The organism is Ruminococcus flavefaciens (genome assembly GCF_900119075.1).
GTDB lineage: Bacteria > Bacillota > Clostridia > Oscillospirales > Ruminococcaceae > Ruminococcus > Ruminococcus flavefaciens_Q.
On record NZ_FPIP01000006.1, the window covers coordinates 131,691 to 153,288 of the forward strand.

Annotated in this window: 20 protein-coding genes; 15 read left to right on the forward strand and 5 right to left on the reverse strand. The window is 48.9% G+C overall.

Features of this window, described 5'->3' with window-relative positions; genetic code table 11:
- Positions 1-33 precede the first annotated feature (33 nt).
- The 5 genes from BT105_RS10090 to BT105_RS10110 form a co-directional block, all read right to left on the reverse strand.
- On the reverse strand, positions 34-1,230 hold the full coding sequence (locus tag BT105_RS10090) for an ABC transporter permease (RefSeq protein WP_072300631.1): 1,197 nt from the start codon (positions 1,228-1,230) through the stop codon (positions 34-36).
- The gene (locus BT105_RS10095; RefSeq protein WP_072300632.1) at positions 1,220-2,404 is read right to left on the reverse strand and encodes a transglutaminase domain-containing protein; all 1,185 of its coding nucleotides are present in this window, start codon (positions 2,402-2,404) and stop codon (positions 1,220-1,222) included. Before BT105_RS10095 ends, BT105_RS10090 begins: the two co-directional genes overlap by 11 nt.
- Positions 2,405-2,468: 64 nt before the next feature.
- The gene (locus tag BT105_RS10100; RefSeq protein ID WP_072300633.1) at positions 2,469-3,746 is read right to left on the reverse strand and encodes an adenylosuccinate synthase; all 1,278 of its coding nucleotides are present in this window, start codon (positions 3,744-3,746) and stop codon (positions 2,469-2,471) included.
- A gap of 740 nt (positions 3,747-4,486) precedes the next feature.
- Complete coding sequence (locus BT105_RS10105) at positions 4,487-5,866, reverse strand: diguanylate cyclase domain-containing protein (protein ID WP_072300634.1); 1,380 nt, start codon at positions 5,864-5,866, stop codon at positions 4,487-4,489.
- A gap of 131 nt (positions 5,867-5,997) precedes the next feature.
- Entirely contained in the window at positions 5,998-6,861 is an 864-nt protein-coding gene (locus tag BT105_RS10110; protein WP_072300635.1) for a ComEC/Rec2 family competence protein, read from the reverse strand.
- A 198-nt stretch (positions 6,862-7,059) separates the two neighbouring features.
- Here BT105_RS10110 and BT105_RS10115 point away from each other — a divergent pair, with 198 nt between their 5' ends.
- The 15 genes from BT105_RS10115 to BT105_RS10190 all read left to right on the forward strand — a co-directional run bounded on the left by BT105_RS10115 (position 7,060) and on the right by BT105_RS10190 (position 21,509).
- On the forward strand, positions 7,060-7,548 hold the full coding sequence (locus BT105_RS10115) for a dockerin type I repeat-containing protein (protein WP_072300636.1): 489 nt from the start codon (positions 7,060-7,062) through the stop codon (positions 7,546-7,548).
- Positions 7,549-7,698: 150 nt separating this feature from the next.
- Positions 7,699-9,072: a tRNA (N6-isopentenyl adenosine(37)-C2)-methylthiotransferase MiaB gene (gene miaB / locus BT105_RS10120; protein WP_072300637.1), complete on the forward strand. Its 1,374-nt coding sequence runs from the start codon at positions 7,699-7,701 to the stop codon at positions 9,070-9,072.
- A 5-nt stretch (positions 9,073-9,077) separates the two neighbouring features.
- Positions 9,078-9,854, forward strand: coding sequence for a hypothetical protein (locus BT105_RS10125; RefSeq protein WP_072300638.1), 777 nt, complete (start codon positions 9,078-9,080; stop codon positions 9,852-9,854).
- A 107-nt stretch (positions 9,855-9,961) separates the two neighbouring features.
- On the forward strand, positions 9,962-10,369 hold the full coding sequence (locus BT105_RS10130; protein ID WP_028516101.1) for a YlbF/YmcA family competence regulator: 408 nt from the start codon (positions 9,962-9,964) through the stop codon (positions 10,367-10,369).
- 18 nt (positions 10,370-10,387) lie between these two features.
- Positions 10,388-10,996: a hypothetical protein gene (locus tag BT105_RS14835; protein WP_143186571.1), complete on the forward strand. Its 609-nt coding sequence runs from the start codon at positions 10,388-10,390 to the stop codon at positions 10,994-10,996.
- Between the two features lie 3 nt (positions 10,997-10,999).
- Positions 11,000-11,308, forward strand: a complete 309-nt coding sequence (locus BT105_RS10145; protein WP_072300641.1) for a hypothetical protein — start codon at positions 11,000-11,002, stop codon at positions 11,306-11,308.
- A gap of 13 nt (positions 11,309-11,321) precedes the next feature.
- Entirely contained in the window at positions 11,322-13,940 is a 2,619-nt protein-coding gene (mutS, locus tag BT105_RS10150; RefSeq protein ID WP_072300642.1) for a DNA mismatch repair protein MutS, read from the forward strand.
- 213 nt (positions 13,941-14,153) lie between these two features.
- A complete protein-coding gene (locus BT105_RS10155; RefSeq protein ID WP_072300643.1) occupies positions 14,154-14,774 on the forward strand; it encodes a hypothetical protein in 621 nt (206 codons plus the stop codon).
- A 29-nt stretch (positions 14,775-14,803) separates the two neighbouring features.
- Positions 14,804-16,831, forward strand: coding sequence for a DNA mismatch repair endonuclease MutL (gene mutL / locus BT105_RS10160; protein WP_072300644.1), 2,028 nt, complete (start codon positions 14,804-14,806; stop codon positions 16,829-16,831).
- 9 nt (positions 16,832-16,840) lie between these two features.
- Positions 16,841-17,572: a hypothetical protein gene (locus BT105_RS10165; RefSeq protein ID WP_072300645.1), complete on the forward strand. Its 732-nt coding sequence runs from the start codon at positions 16,841-16,843 to the stop codon at positions 17,570-17,572.
- A complete protein-coding gene (locus BT105_RS10170) occupies positions 17,550-18,263 on the forward strand; it encodes a hypothetical protein (protein ID WP_072300646.1) in 714 nt (237 codons plus the stop codon). The genes BT105_RS10165 and BT105_RS10170 overlap by 23 nt, the downstream gene beginning before the upstream one ends.
- Positions 18,247-19,194 (forward strand): tRNA (adenosine(37)-N6)-dimethylallyltransferase MiaA, encoded by a 948-nt coding sequence (gene miaA, locus BT105_RS10175; RefSeq protein ID WP_072300647.1) that lies wholly within the window; start codon positions 18,247-18,249, stop codon positions 19,192-19,194. The genes BT105_RS10170 and miaA overlap by 17 nt, the downstream gene beginning before the upstream one ends.
- A 104-nt stretch (positions 19,195-19,298) precedes the next feature.
- A complete protein-coding gene (gene hfq, locus BT105_RS10180; protein ID WP_019679069.1) occupies positions 19,299-19,538 on the forward strand; it encodes an RNA chaperone Hfq in 240 nt (79 codons plus the stop codon).
- 11 nt (positions 19,539-19,549) lie between these two features.
- Complete coding sequence (locus tag BT105_RS10185; RefSeq protein WP_072300648.1) at positions 19,550-20,830, forward strand: biotin/lipoyl attachment domain-containing protein; 1,281 nt, start codon at positions 19,550-19,552, stop codon at positions 20,828-20,830.
- Positions 20,814-21,509 (forward strand): YggS family pyridoxal phosphate-dependent enzyme, encoded by a 696-nt coding sequence (locus tag BT105_RS10190; protein WP_028516111.1) that lies wholly within the window; start codon positions 20,814-20,816, stop codon positions 21,507-21,509. Before BT105_RS10185 ends, BT105_RS10190 begins: the two co-directional genes overlap by 17 nt.
- Positions 21,510-21,598 lie beyond the last annotated feature (89 nt).

Sequence of the window (21,598 nt, forward strand, 5' to 3'; positions counted from 1 at the left end):
CCGTGATAAAGTTTCCTTTATCACGGCTTTTTATCAATAATCGTCGCGTTCGCGTCTGTTGAGGTTGTCGTTTCTGGTAAAGAACTTGCCTACAGGCTCGCTGCCTGAGAGCATGAAGAATGTAACTACTGTTCCTGCCAGTGCAATGACATACAGCAAAACTACAAGAGCCATATTGCCCTTGTGCTGAGGTATCATCGGAAGTCCGGGGAATATCTGGACGATACCAAAGAGCAGCAGTACGAATGAGCACAGGGACTTCAAGCCCTTGATGCCTGCTATGAGTGAAAGTGTGCATACGCCCACGATACCTGCGATGTACAGTGCGGAGTTCTTTATTACCTTGCCGAAGCCCTCGAGACCGTTCTTGTAGCCAAGACCTAACTGTCCCGAATAGAGCAGATAGAATGCGATTGCTGAGATAACTCCCACAACAGCAAGCACGATACATATCTTGAAGCCCTTTTCAGCCTCTTTCTGTCTTGCTTCTTCCTTGAGCTCAAGCATCATGCGCAGGCTTTCCTTTGAGTCCTTCTGCTCTGATACAAGCTGGGCGGAAACTGCCTTTTTGGAAGCCTCAGCCTTGGCTCTTTCAAGGTCCTCGTCCACGTATTTCGGCTGATACTTAGGGGGCTCTGGCTCGTCGTCCAGTATAGGAGCCGCTACGGGAGCCTCGGGCTGCTTAGGTTCTTCAGTTTTCGGGGGCGGTGTGTAATTGTCCTCGTCAAGTACAGGAGCTGTTACCTGTACGGGAGGAGCAACTGCTCCGAGCTGAGTTCTTCTCATGTCGATTATCTGCTGCTGCTTGTCGGCAGGGAGAGCGTCGAAGCGTGCTTTCAGCTCGGGGGTAAGTCCGCCTATGATATCCTCGTCGGAGAGAACCAGCTGCTGGTGAGTATATGGTACAGAGGCGTCGTCAAGTACGGGAGCGGTAACGCCTGTGGGAGCACCCTTCTTTTCGCTTACATATGGGATATTGTCGTCAAGTACAGGTGCGGAAACTCCTGTAGGAGCGCCCTTTTTCTCAGTGTCCGAGCCGAATGAAGCCATATCGTCCAGAACAGGTGCGCTGACGCCTGTAGGGCCGTCCTTTTTGGCTGTGGGAGCCACATATCCGAAGTCGTCCAGAACGGGAGCGCTTACTCCTGTGGGAGCCTCTTTTCTCGGAGCGTTGGGGGTATATTCTATCTCCTCGGGCATAACGCCGCTGAGACCATTTTCATCGTACATTATTCAACACCTCGTTTTTAATATAATCATCTATAGAGCCTTTGCCGCCGCAGGATACATGAGCGTAATACGAAAGAACGCAGGAGGCGTCCACGGCATTTACGCTGTTATCCTTGTTTACGTCGGCACAGCTTTGCTGCGATACGGTAAAGGCACTTGTACCGCAGGTAGAAACGCGGGAATAGTCGCTGAGGATAGCAGAAGCGTCCACAGCGTTTATGCTGTTGTCTCCGTTGATATCTCCCTTACTGCACACAGGCGAGGGAGCGTTCTCCGAAAAGACAGGATATGCGTTTCGGAAGTCGTCGGAATCATATTCGGGGAAGGTCAGACCGTTGTCGTTCTGAGGGATATGTTTCATGTTGAAGGTGCTGTCGAAATCATTGCTTCCCTTTAAAAAGTATCGGAAGTTATCGCCCTCTGCCCTGAGGTCCCATGTGGGATCGGAGAGGTAGTATCTGCCGTCTATTTTTGTTACCAGCCATACATGATAGCTGTCCTCACGGGCTCCGCTGGTATCATGGGCGACGCCTGCGATAATGCGGCAGGGTATACCCGAATCGTTATAGAGCCTGTAGAGCAGCTGTGCTACGCCCTGACATACAGCATGACCGTTTTCAACGGCACTGTAGGCTGTGTAGGCGTATTTATCGGTGATATCCGATGAGTAGGTCACATTTGAGGTGACATATCTGTACAGCAGGAGAGCCTTGTTGTAGTCCGAAAGTCCGTTGGTATTCAGCGAAGCAAGGGCAGTGTCCAGCTTTCGGGTGAGATTTTCCTCTTCCTCGGCTGTAGTGTAGTAATCCAGATGATAGACCAGCTTGTACTCGTTGTTTTTCCAGTATATCTTGCAGTTCAGCTTTTTTACTGCGAAGCGGAGGTAGTCTCCCTCCGAGCCGTCTCCCGTTTCATCGAAGGCTTTGAATATCATGAGCTGTCCCACGGTCTCCTTTGAAGCGACAGAGGAGCTGACAGCAATCTCGAAATCAGGGTTTCTCTCCCTGATGTATTTTCTCATCTGTACAGCAGCGTCGTCAGCCGAGCTGAAAACGCAGCTCTGTGATATCTCGGGTACTGAGACCTGAGCCGCAGAAGCCGTTGAAGGCAGGGCAAAAGCACTGAGCAAGGCAAAAGCCGAGACAACAGCCAGTTTTTTTGCGGAGAATTTCATACAAAGCCTCCTTTCGGAAAAAGGCGGTATAAGCGAACAGCCGCCGAAGCGGCTGAACAAAGTCTTATCTTTCCAGTATCTGTGCTCTGTCAGGACCGATACCTACCATGCTTACATGGCAGCCTACCAGCTCTTCAAGACGAGCGATGTAGCTCTTGCAGTTAGCAGGGAGCTCGTCGAAGCTTGTGCACTTGGAGATATCCTCTGTGAATCCTGGGAACTCCTCATAGATAGGCTCGCAGCCCTCAAGCTCCTCCAGTGTCGGCGGGAACTCCTTGATGATGCTGCCGTCGGGCTTCTTGTAAGCCACGCACATTTTCAGTGTATCGATATTAGCGAGAGTATCCAGCTTGTTGATAGCGAGGCTGTCAAGGCCGTTTACTCTTACTGAATGACGAACGATAACAGCGTCGAACCAGCCTGTTCTTCTTGGTCTGCCTGTGGTAGTACCGAACTCGCCGCCTACGTTTCTTATCTGATCGCCTGTAGCGTCGTCAAGCTCTGTGGGGAATGGTCCCTTGCCTACACGAGTAGTGTAAGCCTTTGCAACGCCGATGATGTTGGTGATTACCTTAGGACCTACGCCTGTACCTACGCAAACGCCTGCTGAGAGTGGGTGCGAAGATGTAACGTAGGGATATGTACCGAAGTCGATATCAAGGAGAGTAGCCTGAGCGCCCTCAAACATGATAGTCTTGCCTGCCTTGTGAGCCTCGAATGTGAGTACGGAAACGTCGTCCATGTATGGGAGAAGTCTCTTGCCGTACTCTGTGTACTCCTTAGTAACAGCGTCAAGGTCGAAAGCCTCACCGCCGTAAACCTTGGTGATTATCTCGTTCTTGAGCTTGCCTGTGGACTGTATCTTTTCAGCAAGCACCTCAGGGTGAACGAGGTCGTACATACGAATGCCGCAGCGCTCGTATTTATCCATATATGTAGGACCAATGCCTCTCTTTGTCGTACCGATGTCCTTACCGCCGCGGAAAGCCTCAGAAAGACCGTCGAGAGCGATATGCCATGGCATAACGATCTGAGCACGGGGATCAACCTTAAGGTGTCCCTGAGTCTTTATGCCTCTTGACTCGAGATTGTCCAGCTCGCCGATAAAGTCCTTGGGATCAAGAACTACACCTGCGCCGATGAGGTTGAGTGCATTGGGGTAAAGAATACCCGAAGGTACAAGGTGAAGCTTGTAGACCTCACCGTTATTTACAACAGTGTGACCTGCGTTGTTGCCGCCCTGTGAGCGGACTACAACGTCTGCGCGGGAAGCAAGGATATCAATGATCTTGCCTTTTCCTTCGTCTCCCCATTGAGTTCCGACTACAATATTTGCAGGCATTTGTTTTCCTCTTTTCATAATATTAAAATTTGTGCTTGCAGAGCATTATCTGCTGAAAAAGCACGCTTACAATCTATTATAACACATGGAATCAGAAAATGCAACAGTAAATATTGCTGAATCGCAGGCATTTTTTGCTGTCAATATGTAGGGGCGCACAGTGTGCGCCCGTGTATTACGATGAAAACATGAATAATGCGCTGTAGGGGCTGATGCCCACATCAGCCCGACCAATAGATACGTGGAACCACGGGGCGATGTAGGCATCGCCCCCCTACAATAGTCAGCCGTTGTATTATCATAATCGGGCGGATATTATCCGCCCCTGCATTGGGCTGTCGAGGACGCCGGCCACTACAATTAAAATCCGTCCACTACTTACTGCTCACTAAAAAGGCGTGACATAACCATGATACTCATATAGAAGTTTTATAATTATTATTGAGAGAACCCCTTTTGAAAAAGGGGCTCCTCTGACGGAGGACGTCCCCTCTGTCACTGCGTGACATCTCCCCGCACTGCGGGGAGTCACTCTCAAACTCTATCCCTAAAACTTTAGTTTTGTTTTTTCACAGATAGGGCGCACCTGCATTTTTGCAGGTCTTTTTTTTTTTAAGAAGCGCCCTATCTGCGAAAAAACCAGATAAAAGTCTTTGGAAAGGGGTATGGGGGAGAACCTTTCCTCAGAAAGGTTTCCCCCATAATTAACTGTAAGCTTCTATATAAGTGTTGCGGTTAAGTCACGCCTTTTTGTTCTTATAGTATTCCGCCTTGTCGTTCTGCATATTTTCTCTTGCGACGATGAATACCTGACGGTAGTTCTCATACTTTTCAGGTCTGTAGGTGTTGAAGCCCTTTGCTATGCCGAGGGGGTGAGCGATCTTTTTGCCTGCGTTGAAATTTCCCAGTTCCTTGTCAAATTCAGCAAACAGGTCCTCCATATCGAGAGTGTTCTTTTTGCGCATAAGAGCAATGAACTCGTCGCCTGCAACACGATAGACATTATCGCTGCCGAATACCTTTTTCAGCAGTCTTGCAGCATGGAACATCAGCTCGTCGCCTGCCTCAAAGCCGAAGTTAGCGTTGACATTTTCCAGACCGTTGAGGTCGAAGAATGCAACGGAGAATGATGGTGAATCGGTCTTGATATCCTCGTCCAGCTGTCTTATAGCGTTCTTGTACGCCGCCTTGTTATGGGTATTGGTCAGCTCGTCCTTGTGGATGTTGGTATCCACGTACTTCATGTACTTGTTGAGCTTATTGCAGACAGACTGAAGATTCGATGTTACCTCCTCATACTCGTCGCTGAAGGACTGCTTTTTTTCCTCGCCGTCTGCAAGAGTTTTAAGAAGTTCTCTCTCTGTGTCGGGGAGAAAATCCAGCTTTTTGATAGAGGTCTGCATAAGCATATCGTTCATTTTCTGGGTAGTTGTATTGAGCTGGTCTATCTCTTTCAGCATAGCCGCAAAACGCTTTCTGTTCTGCGACATGATGATGAACGCGAGGACTATACCTACGGTAAGAGCCGCCATAAGGATAACTATGGATATTACCGTATTATTGCTGAGCTTATCGTCGAACCAGTCGGCGTTGAAATCAACGCCGATAATGCCGACAACCTTGTTTTCTGAATCGAAAATAGGGCTGTATGCCGAGTAGAAGCGTCCCCATTTGTCGGAGTATGCCTTTTGATCAACAGCGGCAACACCGTTTGCAGCGCTTACGAGAGCGTCTGTAGTAACTATCGGCTCACCAAATTCACCAGGGTCATCAATAGCAGGATCAATAGTAAATGTAAAGGTGCCGTCGGGTTCAGGATTTATACCATAGATGTAGTCAAGAGCGATGTTTTCCTGAAAGGCACGGAGTGTTTCAAGAGCGCGGTTGTATGGCTCTGTGCCCTCGTCTTCCTTGGTGATATTCTTTATCTCATCGCCGTCTATCATATAAGCCGCCGTATTTGCCACGTCCAGCATACGCTGTTCTATCTGCTCGCGCAGGTTCTTTTTGGCAAGCGTGGACAGTGTCATAGCCATGAGAATATTTGTAAGCAATAGTAAAGCAAGAGCTATAATGAAGTTGCGTTTGCTTGTTCTGATTTCTTTTTCCTGTTTGCTCATAGTTGTCCCCCCCTGTATCAAAACGATATATTAATCGAATAAAGCTATATGATAATTATATCATTTTGGCAGGAGTACGTCAATAATAGATGACAAAAAGTCAAAGCCGCTTCACTGCTTTTTGTGAAATATCACAAAGACGAGCCCTTTTCTGTGTCGATTTTTATCTGACTGCCGTCACTGACAGCGTTTATCTTACCGTTGAAGCAGGTTGCATAGGTGTTTATCTTCTGCTTTTTCAGCAGGTCCTGCATCTTGCCCGAAAACTCGTTGCTGTCCGTGCAGACTACTGCGCATTTCGGCTCCGTAGCTTTGAGAAAATCGCCCAGATTATCAAGCTTTCTGCCGTGATACGGGACTTTCAGCAGGGTGCACTTGCCGATATCCATTATCTCGTCCAGTCTTTCCTCCATAGCGTCGCCTGTGAAAAGCAGGATGTTGTTATGGTGGACAGCCTTTGTAACGAGGGAGAAATTGTTCTCGGCGCTGTCGCCGTCGCCGTAGAAGTCCTTTTTCGGCGCATAGACCGTATAATCCACGTCGTCAAGGGTAAAGGAGATATCCTCTTTCAGCTTCATGGGAGTAATGCCCCTGCCGTCGAGAGTCTCCGCGAATTTGTCGTATTCGCTGACATTTCCCGTGTAATCGGGAGTGAGAACGTTCTTGACGTCAAAGGTTTTCAGCACCTTGGGAGCTCCGCCCACGTGGTCTTTATCGAAATGAGTGATTATCAGGTAGTCGATAACGGTTGTTCCGCTCTCTTCGAGGATCGAAGATATCTTCTTGCCGTCGCCCTTTTCTCCGCAGTCTATGACCACGGTGGAGCTTTCGGACTGGAGCACAATAGCGTCAGCCTTTCCCACGTCGAGAAATGTGACTTTCAGCTCCTTGGCATTCGCCATGTCGTGGGGCTTTTTCTCGTTGCAGGCAAACAGCGAAGAAACGGCAACAGCCGATGTAAGCAGCAGAGCTGCGGTTTTCTTTATATTCAGCATAATAATTTCCCCTTTCGGAAGTGAGTATACACTTTCACATAATATATTATATCATATAATCTTAAAAAAAGCTTTAAAAATCTTATATAAATATCTATTGACAAAATTGAGATAAAATGTTAATATATAAATGCTTGATATTTGACATAAACAAGTCATATATTTAGCAAACAATATTTTTAAAGGAGGAATTTCAAAATGAAATTCAACAAGATCGCAGCAATTCTTATGGCTTCAGTTATGACAGCAGGCGCAGCAACAGTTATGGGAGCAGCTGCCGCAAAGAAATCATCTTCATCTCCGGCAGTAAGAGCAATGAAGGGCGACATCAACGGTGATACAGATATCGACATCGAGGATCTTCAGGCTGTTACTTGGCACGTTAAGGGCATCAAGGCTATTCCTGCAAGCAGACTTGCAAGAGCAGACGTAAACTGGGACGGCAAGGTAGATGTTACAGATATCTCACTTATCTCCTATGATATCAACGGCTTTAGTCCTATCAGATCAGGCAACGTTTTAGGCCGTTCATATGTAACAAACGAGGATCTTGACGCTATCATTGATTATATCAACGGTGTAGATCCTCTGACAAAAGCTGAGAGAACCCGCGCTGACCTCAACAAGGACGGCAAGATAAATGTCACTGACGCAGTACTTCTTTCAAGATATCTCTATGTAAGATAATTACATCGCTGTATTGAAAAGGACTTTCCCTTGCGGAAGGTCCTTTTTTTGTAAAACTTGATGTCCGCAATTATCGGCACTTGAAATCTCCTTTTATATATGGTATAATTATACATTACAGGATTTTCAAGGAAGGCGAGGTTCTGCCAATTGAAGGACAATACCGCGGAAATAAGCGAAATAAAGGCACTGCTGGGCGATAAGCCCCGAAAAGCCTACATAAGGAGCTTCGGCTGTCAGCTGAACGTGTCCGACGGCGAAAAGATAAAGGGCTTGCTGAAAAAAATGGGCTACGGCTTCACCGAGGACGAGCATGAAGCCGATCTCATCATACTCAATACCTGCGCCGTCCGCGAGAGCGCCGAGGACAGGGTTTTCGGCATAGTGGGCAGCATGAAGAAGCTCAAGGAGCTGAAGCCCTCCCTTATCATCGGCATTGCAGGCTGCATGACGGCTCAGAGCCATATTGCCGAAAAGATAAAGAAGTCCTACCCACAGGTGGACCTTGTGCTGGGTACCTCCGCTATAAGCGCCCTGCCAAGGCTTCTTCTTGAAGCTCTCAGGGGAGCGAAGTTCTCGGCGGATATCACCGAGTACGATGACTTTTCCGAGGCGGCTGAGCAGGTGCGCGAGAGCAGCTTCAAGGCTTCTGTGCCAATAATGTTCGGCTGCAACAACTTCTGCACCTACTGCATAGTGCCGTACGTCCGCGGACGTGAGCGAAGCCGCCGTCCCGAGGATATAATCGGCGAGGTCCGCGAGCTGGTATCTCAAGGCTACAAGGAGATAATGCTGCTCGGTCAGAACGTCAATTCCTACGGCAATGACCTTGGCGGCGAGTGCAGCTTTCCTCAGCTTCTCCGTGAACTGAATAAAATAGAGGGGGACTTCTGGATACGCTTCATGTCCTCACACCCCAAGGACGCCTCAAAGGAGCTTATCGACGCCATATTTGACTGCGAAAAGGTGGCGAAGCACCTGCACCTGCCCGTACAAAGCGGCAGCAGCGCAGTGCTTGACCGCATGAATCGCCGCTACACCATGGAGAAGTATCTGGGCATAGTCGATGAGATACGCCGCAGAGACGACGATTTCTCACTGACTACGGATATAATCGTGGGCTTTCCAAACGAGACCGACGAGGAGTTCCGCGCGACTCTCGATGTGATAAAAAAGGTCAGGTACGACAATATCTACTCATTCATCTATTCCAAGCGTTCGGGAACTAAGGCTGCGGAAATGCCCGACAGTATCTCCGACGAGGAAAAGGGACATCGCATGAGAGAGCTTCTTGAAGTCCAGCGCGAGGTCTCCACGGAGCACTACAAGCGCTTTATCGGCAGGACTATGCGAGTTCTTGTTGACGGAGTTTCGAAGAAAAAGGACGGCTGGCTCACAGGAAAGAGCAGCGAGTTCATAATAGTTGAGTTTGAGGGAGACAGCTCCCTTATCGGTCAGTTCGCTGACATTGAGATAACCGACGCCATGAACTGGGCTGTAACTGGTCATATAAAGAAAGGATAAGAAAAATGAAACGAATCATCGCATTATCATGTTTTGCAGCTCTGGTTCTTGCAGGCTGCGGAAAGACAGGTCAGAGCAGCTCTTCATCTGAGAGTACCACGGCAGCCACAGCGCCGACAAGCGCTGAAACTACAGCCACTGAGGCAGCTACAGAGACAGCTGTGATAACTGCTGCCGATACTACAGCAGCAGGAACAGAAGCCGAGCCCGCTACCCACGAGGCAAATGTTTCCGCAGGCGGACGCATGGATATGTACCCTGCAATTTATCAGGGCGAGATACGCTATGTTTTCGAGCAGACTGCAAAGGATAACGACGGACTCTCCAGTATTGAATACGCATTCCGCGACATGGACGCTGACGGTATTCCCGAGCTTATCCTGAAATACGGCACCTGCGAGGCTGATTACGCTATCCATGTATACAGATTCGATGAGAACTGCGAGCTTCAGGACTTAGGCACTTTCGGCGGCGGACATACAAGCTTCTGCTATGACGAGAACACAGGCAATTTCGTTATCCTCTGGGGACAGATGGGATATGCGACTTTGCATTATTTCGTATGGCAGGACGGCACTTTGAAGGTGGCTGACACCTATGATTTCGAGCTTGACGAGCAGAATCCGTCTTACGATGATGTTCTCAGGGAAAAGGGCATACACCGCATTGATTTCGTGTCGGCATATCAGACTGATATCAAAGGCGGCGTCAAGTCGTGGTTCTATCACGAAAACGGCACTACCGAGGAGTTTGACGGACTTTACCTTGATTACATGGGTTAAACGCTGATTCTATCCGAATTAAGTCGGGAGAATTCTTAACTTTGCGTCCTTTTCACGCCGCAGGCTTAGAAAAGGCAGAAAAATCAATTATTAAGGAGAATTTAAAAATGGATATTATGGAAATGACAAGAGAGCTTGGAAAGGCACTTCAGCAGGACGACAGATACACAGCTTATATGCTTGCAAAGCAGGCTAACGATGAGGATAAGGAGCTTCAGGAGGACATCGCTCATTTTGAGGACCTCCGCATGAATCTTGGCACCGCTATGAGCGCAGAGGAGCCCGATTCCGACAACATCAAGGCTCTCGATACAGAGCTCAAGGGCGTATACAACAAGATAATGAAGAACCCGAAGATGATAGTTTTCTCAGGAGCACAGCAGGCTCTTGAAAAGCTGGTGTCAAATATGCAGCAGATAATTAGTATGTGCGCTAACGGCGAGGATCCAGAGACCTGCCAGATACCCGAGGGAGGCTGCACAGGCAGCTGTGCTTCCTGCGCAGGCTGTCACTGATAAAGGAGAAAAGGGGGTATGGGGAAATTTCAGAATACTAACAACGAGCTTATGGCGAGGATATCGGCGGTTAACGACCTCATAAAGTCGAATTATATTACACCGCCGCCAGAGCGCTTTGCTCTGACGCAGCCCGAAATCAGCATAAAGCAGTGCAGGACCTCTGCTTTTCTGTCGCTGCTCAGCTGTACAATGCTCGCTATAGGAACGCTGCTGAGTCCGAGATTCAGCATTTTCAGGCTATTGCTGCCTGTGGGCTTGCTTGTAAGCAGCATTATTTCATTCATATCTATTTCAACCATGAAAAAATTCCGCATAGACGTAAACGGTCAGGAGATCACTGTTAAGGGAAAAACCTGCCACAGCAGCGAGATAGACTGCATAAAGGGCACGGTCATGAACAGCATGAAGATAGTTTCGGGGGGCAAGGATATCATAACGTTCAGCAAGACTCTTGACAACTGCGGTGAGCTGATAAAATGGGCAAGGTGCAATCATGTGGAGATACATGACGATGGGGCGAACGATCCCAAAAAATCGCAGAAGGCACGGGAACTCATAATCGCTTTATCTATTCTTCTGGGCATTGTACTGGGAATACTTTTTGTGTTCCTGAGCAGAATGTAAGCTATGGGATTTGAATTTGACAGGGAGCAGCAGGCGGAGCTTAGATATATAAGCGCAGACAGCGATATCGACAGGATAAGCTTCAAGGGCTATGACGTGAATGTTCTGAGCGGCGGCAGGACTGTGCTCGGGCTCAAAAAGGCGGACAAGGGCTGCGAGGAGCTTATAAGATGGGCGAAAGTCTATGATATAGCTATCGAAAATACAGGCGGCGAGCCCTCAGGCTCCGTGAAAGTCCTCATGGCTGTGGGAGCTGTGCTGTTCGTTGCAGCTTTTACCGTTTTATTGTTTTTTATCGTAACTAAGATGTAAAGGAGCTAAACCAATGGAAATCGACAGAAGTAAGATATCCCCCATGATGCAGCAGTACTTCGAGGTCAAGGACAAGTATACCGATTGTATCCTGTTCTTCCGCCTCGGCGACTTCTACGAGATGTTCTTCGACGACGCGGTAGTTGTCTCAAAGGCTCTGGAGCTCACCCTTACGGGCAGGGACTGCGGTCTGGAGGAACGCGCTCCCATGTGCGGAGTTCCCTATCATGCGGCGGATATGTACATAAAGAGGCTTATAGACATGGGCTTCAAGGTGGCTGTCTGCGAGCAGCTCACCGATCCTGCCGAGACCAAGGGAATAGTTGTCCGCGACGTTATCAGGGTAGTTACTCCCGGTACTCTCACCGAGAGCAGTATGCTGGACGACGGCAGCAACAACTACATTTGCAGTATCTACTACGACGAGGAAAGCAAGACCTGCGGCGTGGCTTCTGCCGACCTTTCCACAGGCGAGGCGGCTCTCAGCTATTTCGAGGGCAAGGACTTGGAAGCAGGCGTTATCAACGAGCTTTCACGCTGCAAGCCTGCGGAGATAATCTTCCCTCAGAACTTCCTGTCCCTCAAAGCGGCTGCGGAGTTCGTAAAGGTGAGACTTTCCTGCGCGGTGACTCTCCGCGATACCATATGCTTTACTCCCTCTGCACGGAGGGACATGGCTGCGGCAGTATTCGGCGTTAAGTCCGTCACCGAGCTCGGCATAAGCGAGGACGGAGCAGACTGCGCGGCAGTATGCGGACTTTTTGACTACATAAACGATACCCAGAAGACCTCGGTATCGAGATTTACGAAAATAGAGCTTCTCAACGGTGAGCAGTTCATGGGACTTGACCTCAATGCAAGGCGCAACTTAGAGCTTACTGAGACTCTCCGCAGCAAGGAGAAAAAAGGCTCTCTCATGTGGGTTCTGGACTCCACCAAAACATCTATGGGACGCCGTATGCTGAGAAACTGGATAGAGCAGCCACTGAAAAGCCCTGCAAGGATAATCGAGCGACTTGACGCCGTTGAAGCACTCTACCGCAAGAGCGTTGTCCTTGCCGATATGACTGACCTGCTTGACAGAGTCTACGACCTGGAGCGCCTTATGACAAAGGTAATGTACAAGAGCGCTAATCCCCGTGACCTCAAATCGCTTTCGGCTACGGCAATGCAGCTTCCTCTTATCAAGCAGGAGCTGGCAAAGCTCTCTGATTCAAAGCTTCTGGCGAGATATAACGACGAGATATCCACTCTTGACGAGCTGGTGAACCTTGTTGAGAACGCTATCATGGACGAGCCTCCTATCTCCGTAAAGGACGGCGGCGTGATAAAAGAGGGCTTCAACAAGGAGCTTGATGAGCTCCGCCATATTATGAACAACGGCAGGAGCATTATCGACGAGATAGAGCAGCGCGAAAAGGAAAAGACAGGCATCAAAAACCTGAAAATAGGCTTCAACCGTGTGTTCGGCTACTATCTTGAGGTTACGCGCTCATACTACGACCTTATCCCCGAGGGCTGGATACGCAAGCAGACTCTCGCCAACGCCGAGCGCTTCATCACCGAGGAGCTGAAAAACGCTGAGAACTCGATACTCGGCGCAAAGGACAAGGCTCTCTCCCTTGAAGCCGATATTTTCGCAGAGGTACGCGACTTCCTTGCGACAAAGCTTGAAGCCGTACAGAAAACAGCCTCGGCAGTTGCCGCTGTGGACGTTCTCTGCTCCTTTGCGGATGTGGCTCTGCGGAATCAGTACGTAAAGCCCGATATCGCCATTGACGGCTCTATCGACATCAAGGCAGGCCGCCACCCTGTTGTGGAGCTTATGCTCACCGACGAGGTGTTCGTGCCAAACGACCTGTACATAGATACAAAGGCTGACCGTATGTCCATAATCACGGGACCTAATATGTCGGGTAAATCTACATATATGCGACAGGCGGCGCTTATAGTTCTCATGGCTCAGATAGGCTGCTTCGTGCCTGCGGATTCCGCTAAGATTTCCGTGGTGGACAAGATATTCACCCGTGTGGGAGCCTCCGACGACCTTACCGCAGGACAGTCCACATTTATGGTGGAAATGAGCGAGGTCTCGGATATACTGAAAAACGCCACCAAGGACAGCCTTGTTATCCTTGACGAGGTGGGCAGAGGTACTTCCACCTTTGACGGCGTAAGCATAGCCCGTGCAGTTGCGGAGTTCATCTGCAATTCCAAGAAGCTGGGCTGCAAGACCTTATTCGCTACTCACTATCACGAGCTTATAGGTCTGGAGGACGAGCTTGAGGGCGTGAAGAACTATAGTATCGCCGTAAACAAGCACGGCGGCACTATAAGATTTCTGCGTAAGATAGTCCGCGGCGGCGTGGACGAGAGCTACGGCGTTGACGTTGCGAAGCTGGCAGGACTGCCTGCAAAGGTAGTCGCCCGTGCAAAGGAGCTCCTTGAAGAAATGGAGCGTCAGCACGCTTCGGAGCGCCCTGCGGCAGAACGCGAGGAATCGGGACAGATAAGCTTCGGCAGTCTGGGGCGTGAAGCGGCACTGGAAATGCTTGAAAAGACTAATATAGACGAGCTTACGGACAGCGAATGCCGCGAGCTCCTCAGCGATATGCTGAAAGCTATTCAGTAGGGAACGCCGCCCTCGGCGTTCCGAGCCTTTAGCCGATTTAGAGCTAAGAGCTAAGAACTAAGAACTAAGAGCTAAGAACTAAGAGCTAAGTAGGGGCGACGTCCCGTCAACTCTCAACTCTCAACTTTAGAAAACGTGTAGGGACGACCAATGGTCGTCCGCAAATATAAAATTATGCATTATGAATTATGAATTGAAACAGAGGTGCAAATCATGCCTGCTTATTTTTCTTTGATAATGGAATACAGCCGCGCAGAGCTGGATTTTGACAATATGAAGGAGCTCACTGCATATATCAAACACGCAGGGCTCGAATTCAAAAACGGCGCATACCATGCCGAAAACGATACCATTGAGGACATCATGGAATGGAACCAGAAAAAGCTTGAAGAGGATTTCGAGCTGGGCTATGACGAGGACTCTTCCAACGATTACAAGCAGATGTGCTTCAATTACGGCGGCTTTTCCGAAGTCCGCGGCTTCATCATGAACGAGGATCCCATACGCGGCGAGTATACCTTTACCCTGCTGATACCGCAGGAGGAAGTTCATGTTGAGGGGGATACCTACAGGAAAGAAGCCGTTGAAAAGCTGAAAGCCCTTGCGGCAAAGCTGTGGATACTGCCGAAAACCCGTACTGTCCAGACTGAGCTGGAGCTGGGCGAGGGTATAGTTCCCGAAATGGATATCAAGGAGGGCGCAGAGCCAAGTGCCTGTCCATTTGCTATCGTATCGGAAAAGCAGTTCGGACGCATGGACACAGCAAAATATACCGCCGAGCATATCGAATACGGCGGAGTGATACTCACTCCCGAATGGGTAAAGCTGGTCTGAGCTGCTGACAGTCAGAAAGGAAGTAAACAATGCCCCCTATCAACGTCCTTAGCAAGGAAATATCAGAGCTTATCGCCGCAGGCGAGGTCATCGAGCGCCCCTCATCGGTCATCAAGGAGCTGGTTGAGAACTCCATAGACTCGGGCGCTTCTCATATCACCGTGGAGATAAAAAACGGTGGAACTACCTATATGCGCGTTACAGACGACGGCTGTGGAATGTCATTCGGCGACGTTCCCAAAGCCTTTCTTCGTCATGCCACAAGCAAGATAAGCGCAAAGGAAGACCTTGACAATATCCTTACTCTGGGCTTCCGCGGAGAAGCTCTTGCCTCTGTTGCCGCTGTAGCCCGTGTGGAGATAATGACCAAGCAGAAAGAGGGACTCTACGGCACTCTCTATACCATTGAGGGAAGCGTGGAGAAGTCCCACGAGGAGAGCGGCTGCCCCGACGGCACTACCGTCATAATCCGCGACCTTTTCTATAATGTCCCTGCAAGGCGCAAGTTCATGAAAAAGGATGTCACCGAGGGCAATGCGGTGAGCACTATCCTCCAGAAAATAGCCATGTCTCACCCTGATATCGCTTTCAGATTTATCCGCGACAACCGCACGGAGTTCAACTCCAGCGGCGACGGGGAGCTGTTTTCAGCGATATACGCAGTTTACGGACGTGATTTCGCCCGTGACCTCATGCCTGTGGACTATGAGTACGAGGGCGTAAAGGTAAGCGGCTTCGTTATCAAGCCACTGTACTCCAAGAATAACCGCGCTTTCCAGAACTTTTTCGTAAACGGCAGATACGTCCGTTCAAGGCTCTGTTCTGCGGCTCTGGAAAACGCCTACACAAACATGATAATGACGGGAAAATTCCCTGCCTGCGTACTGCTCATTGACCTGCCGCCCAGCACTATGGACGTCAATATCCACCCCACCAAGGCGGAGGTGCGCTTCACCAACGAGAAATCCGTGTCCGACGCGGTGTACTTCGCAGTAAAGAACGCCATGATGAAGGACGGTCTCATCTACGAATTCGAGCTGAAACCCCATGCGGACTGGACAAAGGCTGCTCCCGAGCAGGAGGAGATGAAGCAGCAGGAGTTCCTGTTCACTCCCGTTGACAAGATAGAGGAGACCGAGCAGAAGCTTGCCGAGACAACCAAGCCTGTCTATGAAGCTCCTGCCCCTGTGTACACAGCTCCAAAGCCCGCAGTTGAGGAAACTCCCATAACTGCGGATATTACGCCGAGCCCTGCCTATGACGAGCCCGTACAGGCGGCAGCTCCCGTGTATGAAAGAGAAGCGGAGACTGCTCCCGTACAGGAGCAGATACCCGAGCCCGTAAAAGCTCCCGAGTCTGTTTCTGAGCCCGAGCCGCCGAAGACTGTGGAGGGATTCAGCTACATCACACAGCAGGCATTCACCGCAGCGCCTGTTCAGAAGCCTGCGGAGAGCGAAGCTTCCAAGGAGTCGGTATGGACGGAAAAGCCGAAGATTCGCGTTATCGGCGAGGCATTCGGGCTTTACGTTGTTGCAGAGGTCGGCGACGACACCATGATAATGATAGACAAGCACGCCGCCCATGAGCGAATTATATTCGAGCGCTTAAAGAGCCGCAACTGCAAGCAGTACAGCCAGCAGCTCCTTACGGGAGTACGTGTGCTCCTTACAGGTGACGAGTTCAGCGCCCTTGAAACAAATCAGGAGCTCCTTGCGGATTTGGGATTCACCTTTGATTTCTCTGAGAAGCCCTGCGTTGTTGCAACGGCTGTTCCCACCTTCATAATGGAGCTGGATATGGAGGATATCATCTCCGAAATAGCAAACAATCTCCGTATGTACAGCCATGATCCACAGTCTCATGTGCTGGACGATATGCTCCACACAGTTGCCTGCAAATCGGCAATAAAGGGCAACGACAAGAACGATATCGCGGAGCTCCAATCCCTTGCGGAGCAGGTCTACTTTGACGAGAGGATACGCCATTGTCCTCACGGCAGACCTGTCATGTTCACCATGACCAAGAGCAATATCTCACATCAGTTCAAAAGAACCTAGGGAGGCACCATGAAACGAGCAGTTAAAGCATTATTCATCGCAGTATATTTTGCAGTACTTATTTATATTTTTGTCGGTATGGCATTGTCAGGGTACGTTGATTTTGACCATATGAATATTTACTTCGGAGAAGTGCCCGAGGGTACTGCTTTTGCGGATATACTCCTGAAGGACAGCAGTGATGAGCTCCGTCTTGATCTTGATATTAATACTAATTTCAACTATTGTGCGCTGGTTGGGCTGATACCTGACTTTGATATCGGCGAAAACAGCGAAATTGTAAGGTATAACGAGGACGATTATCGAAGCTTAATGTTCAATCATACTGATTATGGCTCTGTTTATCTGGAGGGGCTTGAGATCGCCCGAGGGGAAAATGACGATTATATGTGTTTCGGCGGTTATACTCAGCCAATATTAAAACACTTTCGTCACATAAAGGTCGCATACTGCGATAAGGACGGCAATATCCTCGGTATCACCAAGGAGATCAAGGTGAAAAAAACGCCGCTGAATGATGTTACATATGAAATAAAAGCAGACGGTGATGAACTCAGATGCAGATTTTTTAAGGCTCCGAAGTATTATCTGCTTGCACTTGTTCTTTGGGCAGCGGTACTCTTCGCAGTGTGCGCGGCTGTAATAATTATTAAAGAAAAAATTGCAGAAAGACAGTCCGCAAAAATGAGGATCCCAATACAGTCGGGAGAGGCTGATAATGAAAGTAAAAAACAGGATTAAAAGGACGGCAAAAGCTCTTATTGCGGTATATTTTGCGGTGTTCATGTGCGTTTTCGGCGGAACTGCCGCCTTTGCATGGGATGTTGATACATCTCATCTGGATATAAGCTTCGGGGAAGTTCCCGAGGGTACTGCTTTTGCAGATATACTGGTAAAAGGAAACTGGGAAGAGAACAATATGGATTTCAATGTGTATAATGGTTCGGTTCTCAGAGTTGACAGCAGCTGTGAGCTTGCAAAATATGACGAGGACGGCTATACAAGCCTGTTTCTGAAGCATAAGAGCATTACATTGGAACAAGTCGATCTTTCGCCCCAGTCGAAAAACAAGCACATGGAGTTTGCAGTGGAAGTGGGCACTGAAAAACTGTTCAACCATTACCGTCACATAAAGATAGCCTACTGCGATAAGGACGGAAATATCCTCGGTACTACCAATGAAGTCAAGGTGAAAAAGGTAACATGGGGTATGCCTGCCTATACCATAAAGGCAAACGGCAGCAGTCTGACCTGCGATGTGAATCAGGGACCTGCCTATTTTATGATAGTGCTTGTGCCTGTGATGTTTATAGCTCTTGCGTTAATTATAATCGTATTGGTCATCACAGCAAGGCTTAGCAAAAAGTTAAGGCTTAAAAAGAGCATAAAACGCATACAGTCGGGAGAAGTTGATAATGAACGAAAAGAATAGCAAGCCCTTTGTGCTTGCAGTTGTCGGTCCGACGGCGTCGGGCAAGACATGGCTGGGCGTTGAGCTTGCGAAGATATACGGCGGAGAGGTGATCTCCGCCGATTCCATGCAGATATACAAGGGCATGGATATAGCTTCTGCAAAGCCCACAGAAGCCGAAAAGCAGGGAATACCGCATCATCTCATGGGTATCCTCGACAGGGACGTGAGCTTCAGCGCCGCAGACTATGTACAGCTTGCAAACGAGAAGATACAGGAAGTGCTCTCCCGCGGAAAGCTCCCCATAATAGTGGGCGGAACGGGGCTTTATGTGGATTCTCTCCTTGAAAATGTGAAGTTCTCCGAGGGCGGCAGCGACGAGGCTTACCGCGAGGAGCTCTATGCCTTTGCCCGTGAAAACGGCAACGAGGCGCTCCACGCCCGTCTTGCGGAGATAGACTCCGAAGCCGCAGAGGGCATACACCCCAATAATCTGGTGAGAGTAGTCCGCGCTCTTGAGGTTTGTCATGTTACAGGAAGAAGATTCAGCGACCTCAAGCGCGAGAGCAAATTGGTGGGAAGTCCGTATAATTCCCTGATTATCGGGCTGAATTACGAGGACAGGCAGACTTTATACGACCGAATAGACCTGCGCGTGGACGAAATGGTCAAAGCAGGTCTTATCGAAGAAGCCCGTCAGCTCTGGCAGGAGAGCGGCATGAAGACCGCCGCCAATGCTATCGGCTATAAGGAGCTTATCCCATATTTCGAGGGAAAGGCGGAGCTTTCCGACTGTATCGCCATAATCAAGCAGGAAACGCGGCGTTATGCCAAGCGTCAACTGACGTGGTTTCGGAAAAACGGGCGTATAGAATGGCTTTTTTTGGACAGATTTAATAAAAATGAAGAAATATTAGAAAAATGCAAAAAAACTATAGCAAATTATTTTTAAATGTGCTATAATGAACTGTGTGTATTTCTGTGTACTGTATTTGGAAAAACATTTTACTCACAAAAATACGCAGGCAAACAAATATACCAGATAGGAGAATGTGTATGAACAAAACAATCAATTTGCAGGATGTATTTCTTAACCAGTGCAGAAAAGACAAGATAATGGTTACAATTATCCTGACCAACGGCTTCCAGTTCAAGGGAATGGTAAGAGGTTTCGACAGCTACGTTGCTATCTTCGACTGCGACGGCAAGCAGCAGCTTGTTTACAAGCACGCTATTTCCACTATTATCCCCGCAAGAGCAGTTTCTATCCTCGACGCTTCGGAAAAGAACGACTAAGGGTGATCTGAATGAGATTTGCCAAGTCGGATGGCAGCTTCATGGTCAAGGCGCTTAGAAACGTCGTCCTTGTGCTGCTTCTGATAGTTTTTGTCAGCATAGTTTATAACTTCCGCAACAGAGAGAGCAATACAGTCTCGGCTCTTATGGCGACCTCGGTTTCCTCAAAGGAATACAAGGGCGTATTTATAAGAGATGAAGAGATAATCCTCTACAGCGGAAACGGTGTGCTCAGCTATAATGTGTCCGACGGCGGAAAGGTCGGTAACGGCAGCGTTATCGCAGAAGCCTATCCCTCCGACGAGCAGCTCAGCATAAAGCACCAGAAGGCTGTGCTCAGCAAGGAACTGAATATCCTTGAAAAGATACAGAATCCGGGTACTCTGGAATCTGCCCAGCCTGCCAGCATCTCCGAGAATATCGATGAGAGCTACAGGAGCTTTATCTACTACAGGGATATGGGGGATTACGAAAGCCTTGACACAGTGAAGGACAATCTTCTCATACAGCTCAGTACTTATCAGATAATGACAGATGAGGCACAGGGCTTCGACCAGAAGATATCCGATATAAAGTCAGAGATCGCCAAGCTCGACGCAAAGACGCTCTCCTCCAGCGAGACCATAAAAGCACAGAGATCCGCTTATTTTGCCAGCTATATCGACGGCTATGAGGAGGAGCTCAGCAGCAAGACGCTGGACAAGCTCACCTGCGACGAGGTAGAGAGCATCACTGACAGAAAGTCAACAGCGCCAAATGTCGTCGGAAAGCTTATCGACGGCTACGGCTGGTATCTTGCCGTCGTTGCTGACAACTCCAAGAAGGAGTACGAGATCGGCAAGGATGTCATGCTGAAGTTTGATTCCTCCGCCGAGACTTACCCTGCTGTTATCTATGATATCCGCGATGAAAAGCCCGACAGGAGCCTTATCATCATTTCGTGCAGCAAGTTCAATTACGAGCTTGTCCAGCACAGAGCCGAGATAGTCGAGGTGATCTCCCTTATCGACAAAAATGAGCAGTGCGAGGGACTTAAGGTTCCCCGTGAGGCTATACGCTTTGCCGATATCAAGGAGACCTATACCGACGAAAACGGCAATGAAAAGGAAAAGACGATAAAAAGCAAGGGCGTTTATATCCGTAAGGGCGAGCAGGTGCTCTTCAAGAAGATAGATGTAAGATTTGAGGGAAATGATTACGTCCTCTCAAAGGTACATCCCGAAAGCGAGTATTTGCAGCTTTACGATGATATTATGTTAGAGGGAGTCGATAAAGATGACGAAAAAGAATGATCTCGCTTATATCGACGAGAACCTGCGCATAATAAGAGAGAGGTGCGCCGAAGCAAAGGACAGGTACCGAAGCTCCGACGATAATATCCGCATAATGGCGGTCACAAAGACCGTTGCTCCCGAGGCGATAAATCACGCCGTAGAGCTTGGGATAGACCTTCTCGGAGAAAACAGAGTGCAGGAGTACCTTTCAAAGGCAGATTTTTATGACAAGTCCGCCGAGGTACAGTTTATTGGACATTTACAGACCAACAAGGTCAAATATATCATAAATTCCGTAAGCATGATACAGTCCGTTGACAGCCTTAAGCTGGGACAGGAGATAAGCCGCCTCGCCGTTAAGAACGGCAGGGTAATGGATATCCTCTGCGAGGTCAACATCGGCGGAGAGGATTCCAAGAGCGGTATCGCTCCCGACGGACTTGACGAGCTTATGGACGGGCTCTCGGAGCTCGAAGGCATACGTATAAGAGGACTTATGACTATCCCGCCGCCCTCGGACAGCGATATCTTCCTCGGCAGAATGAAGGAGCTCTACGATAAGGTCTCCTCGGAGCGAAAGGGAATGGATACGCTCTCTATGGGAATGACTCACGATTACGCAGAAGCCATAAAGTACGGCTCGACACTGGTGCGTATCGGAACAGGTCTTTTCGGCGCAAGAGACTATTCAAAGTAACTCGCAGCGGAATGCTGAGATCAACACGGGATACTCCGCATTGATCCTGTGAAGAGAAATATAAAAAACAAATAATGCGGAGAAGGAGT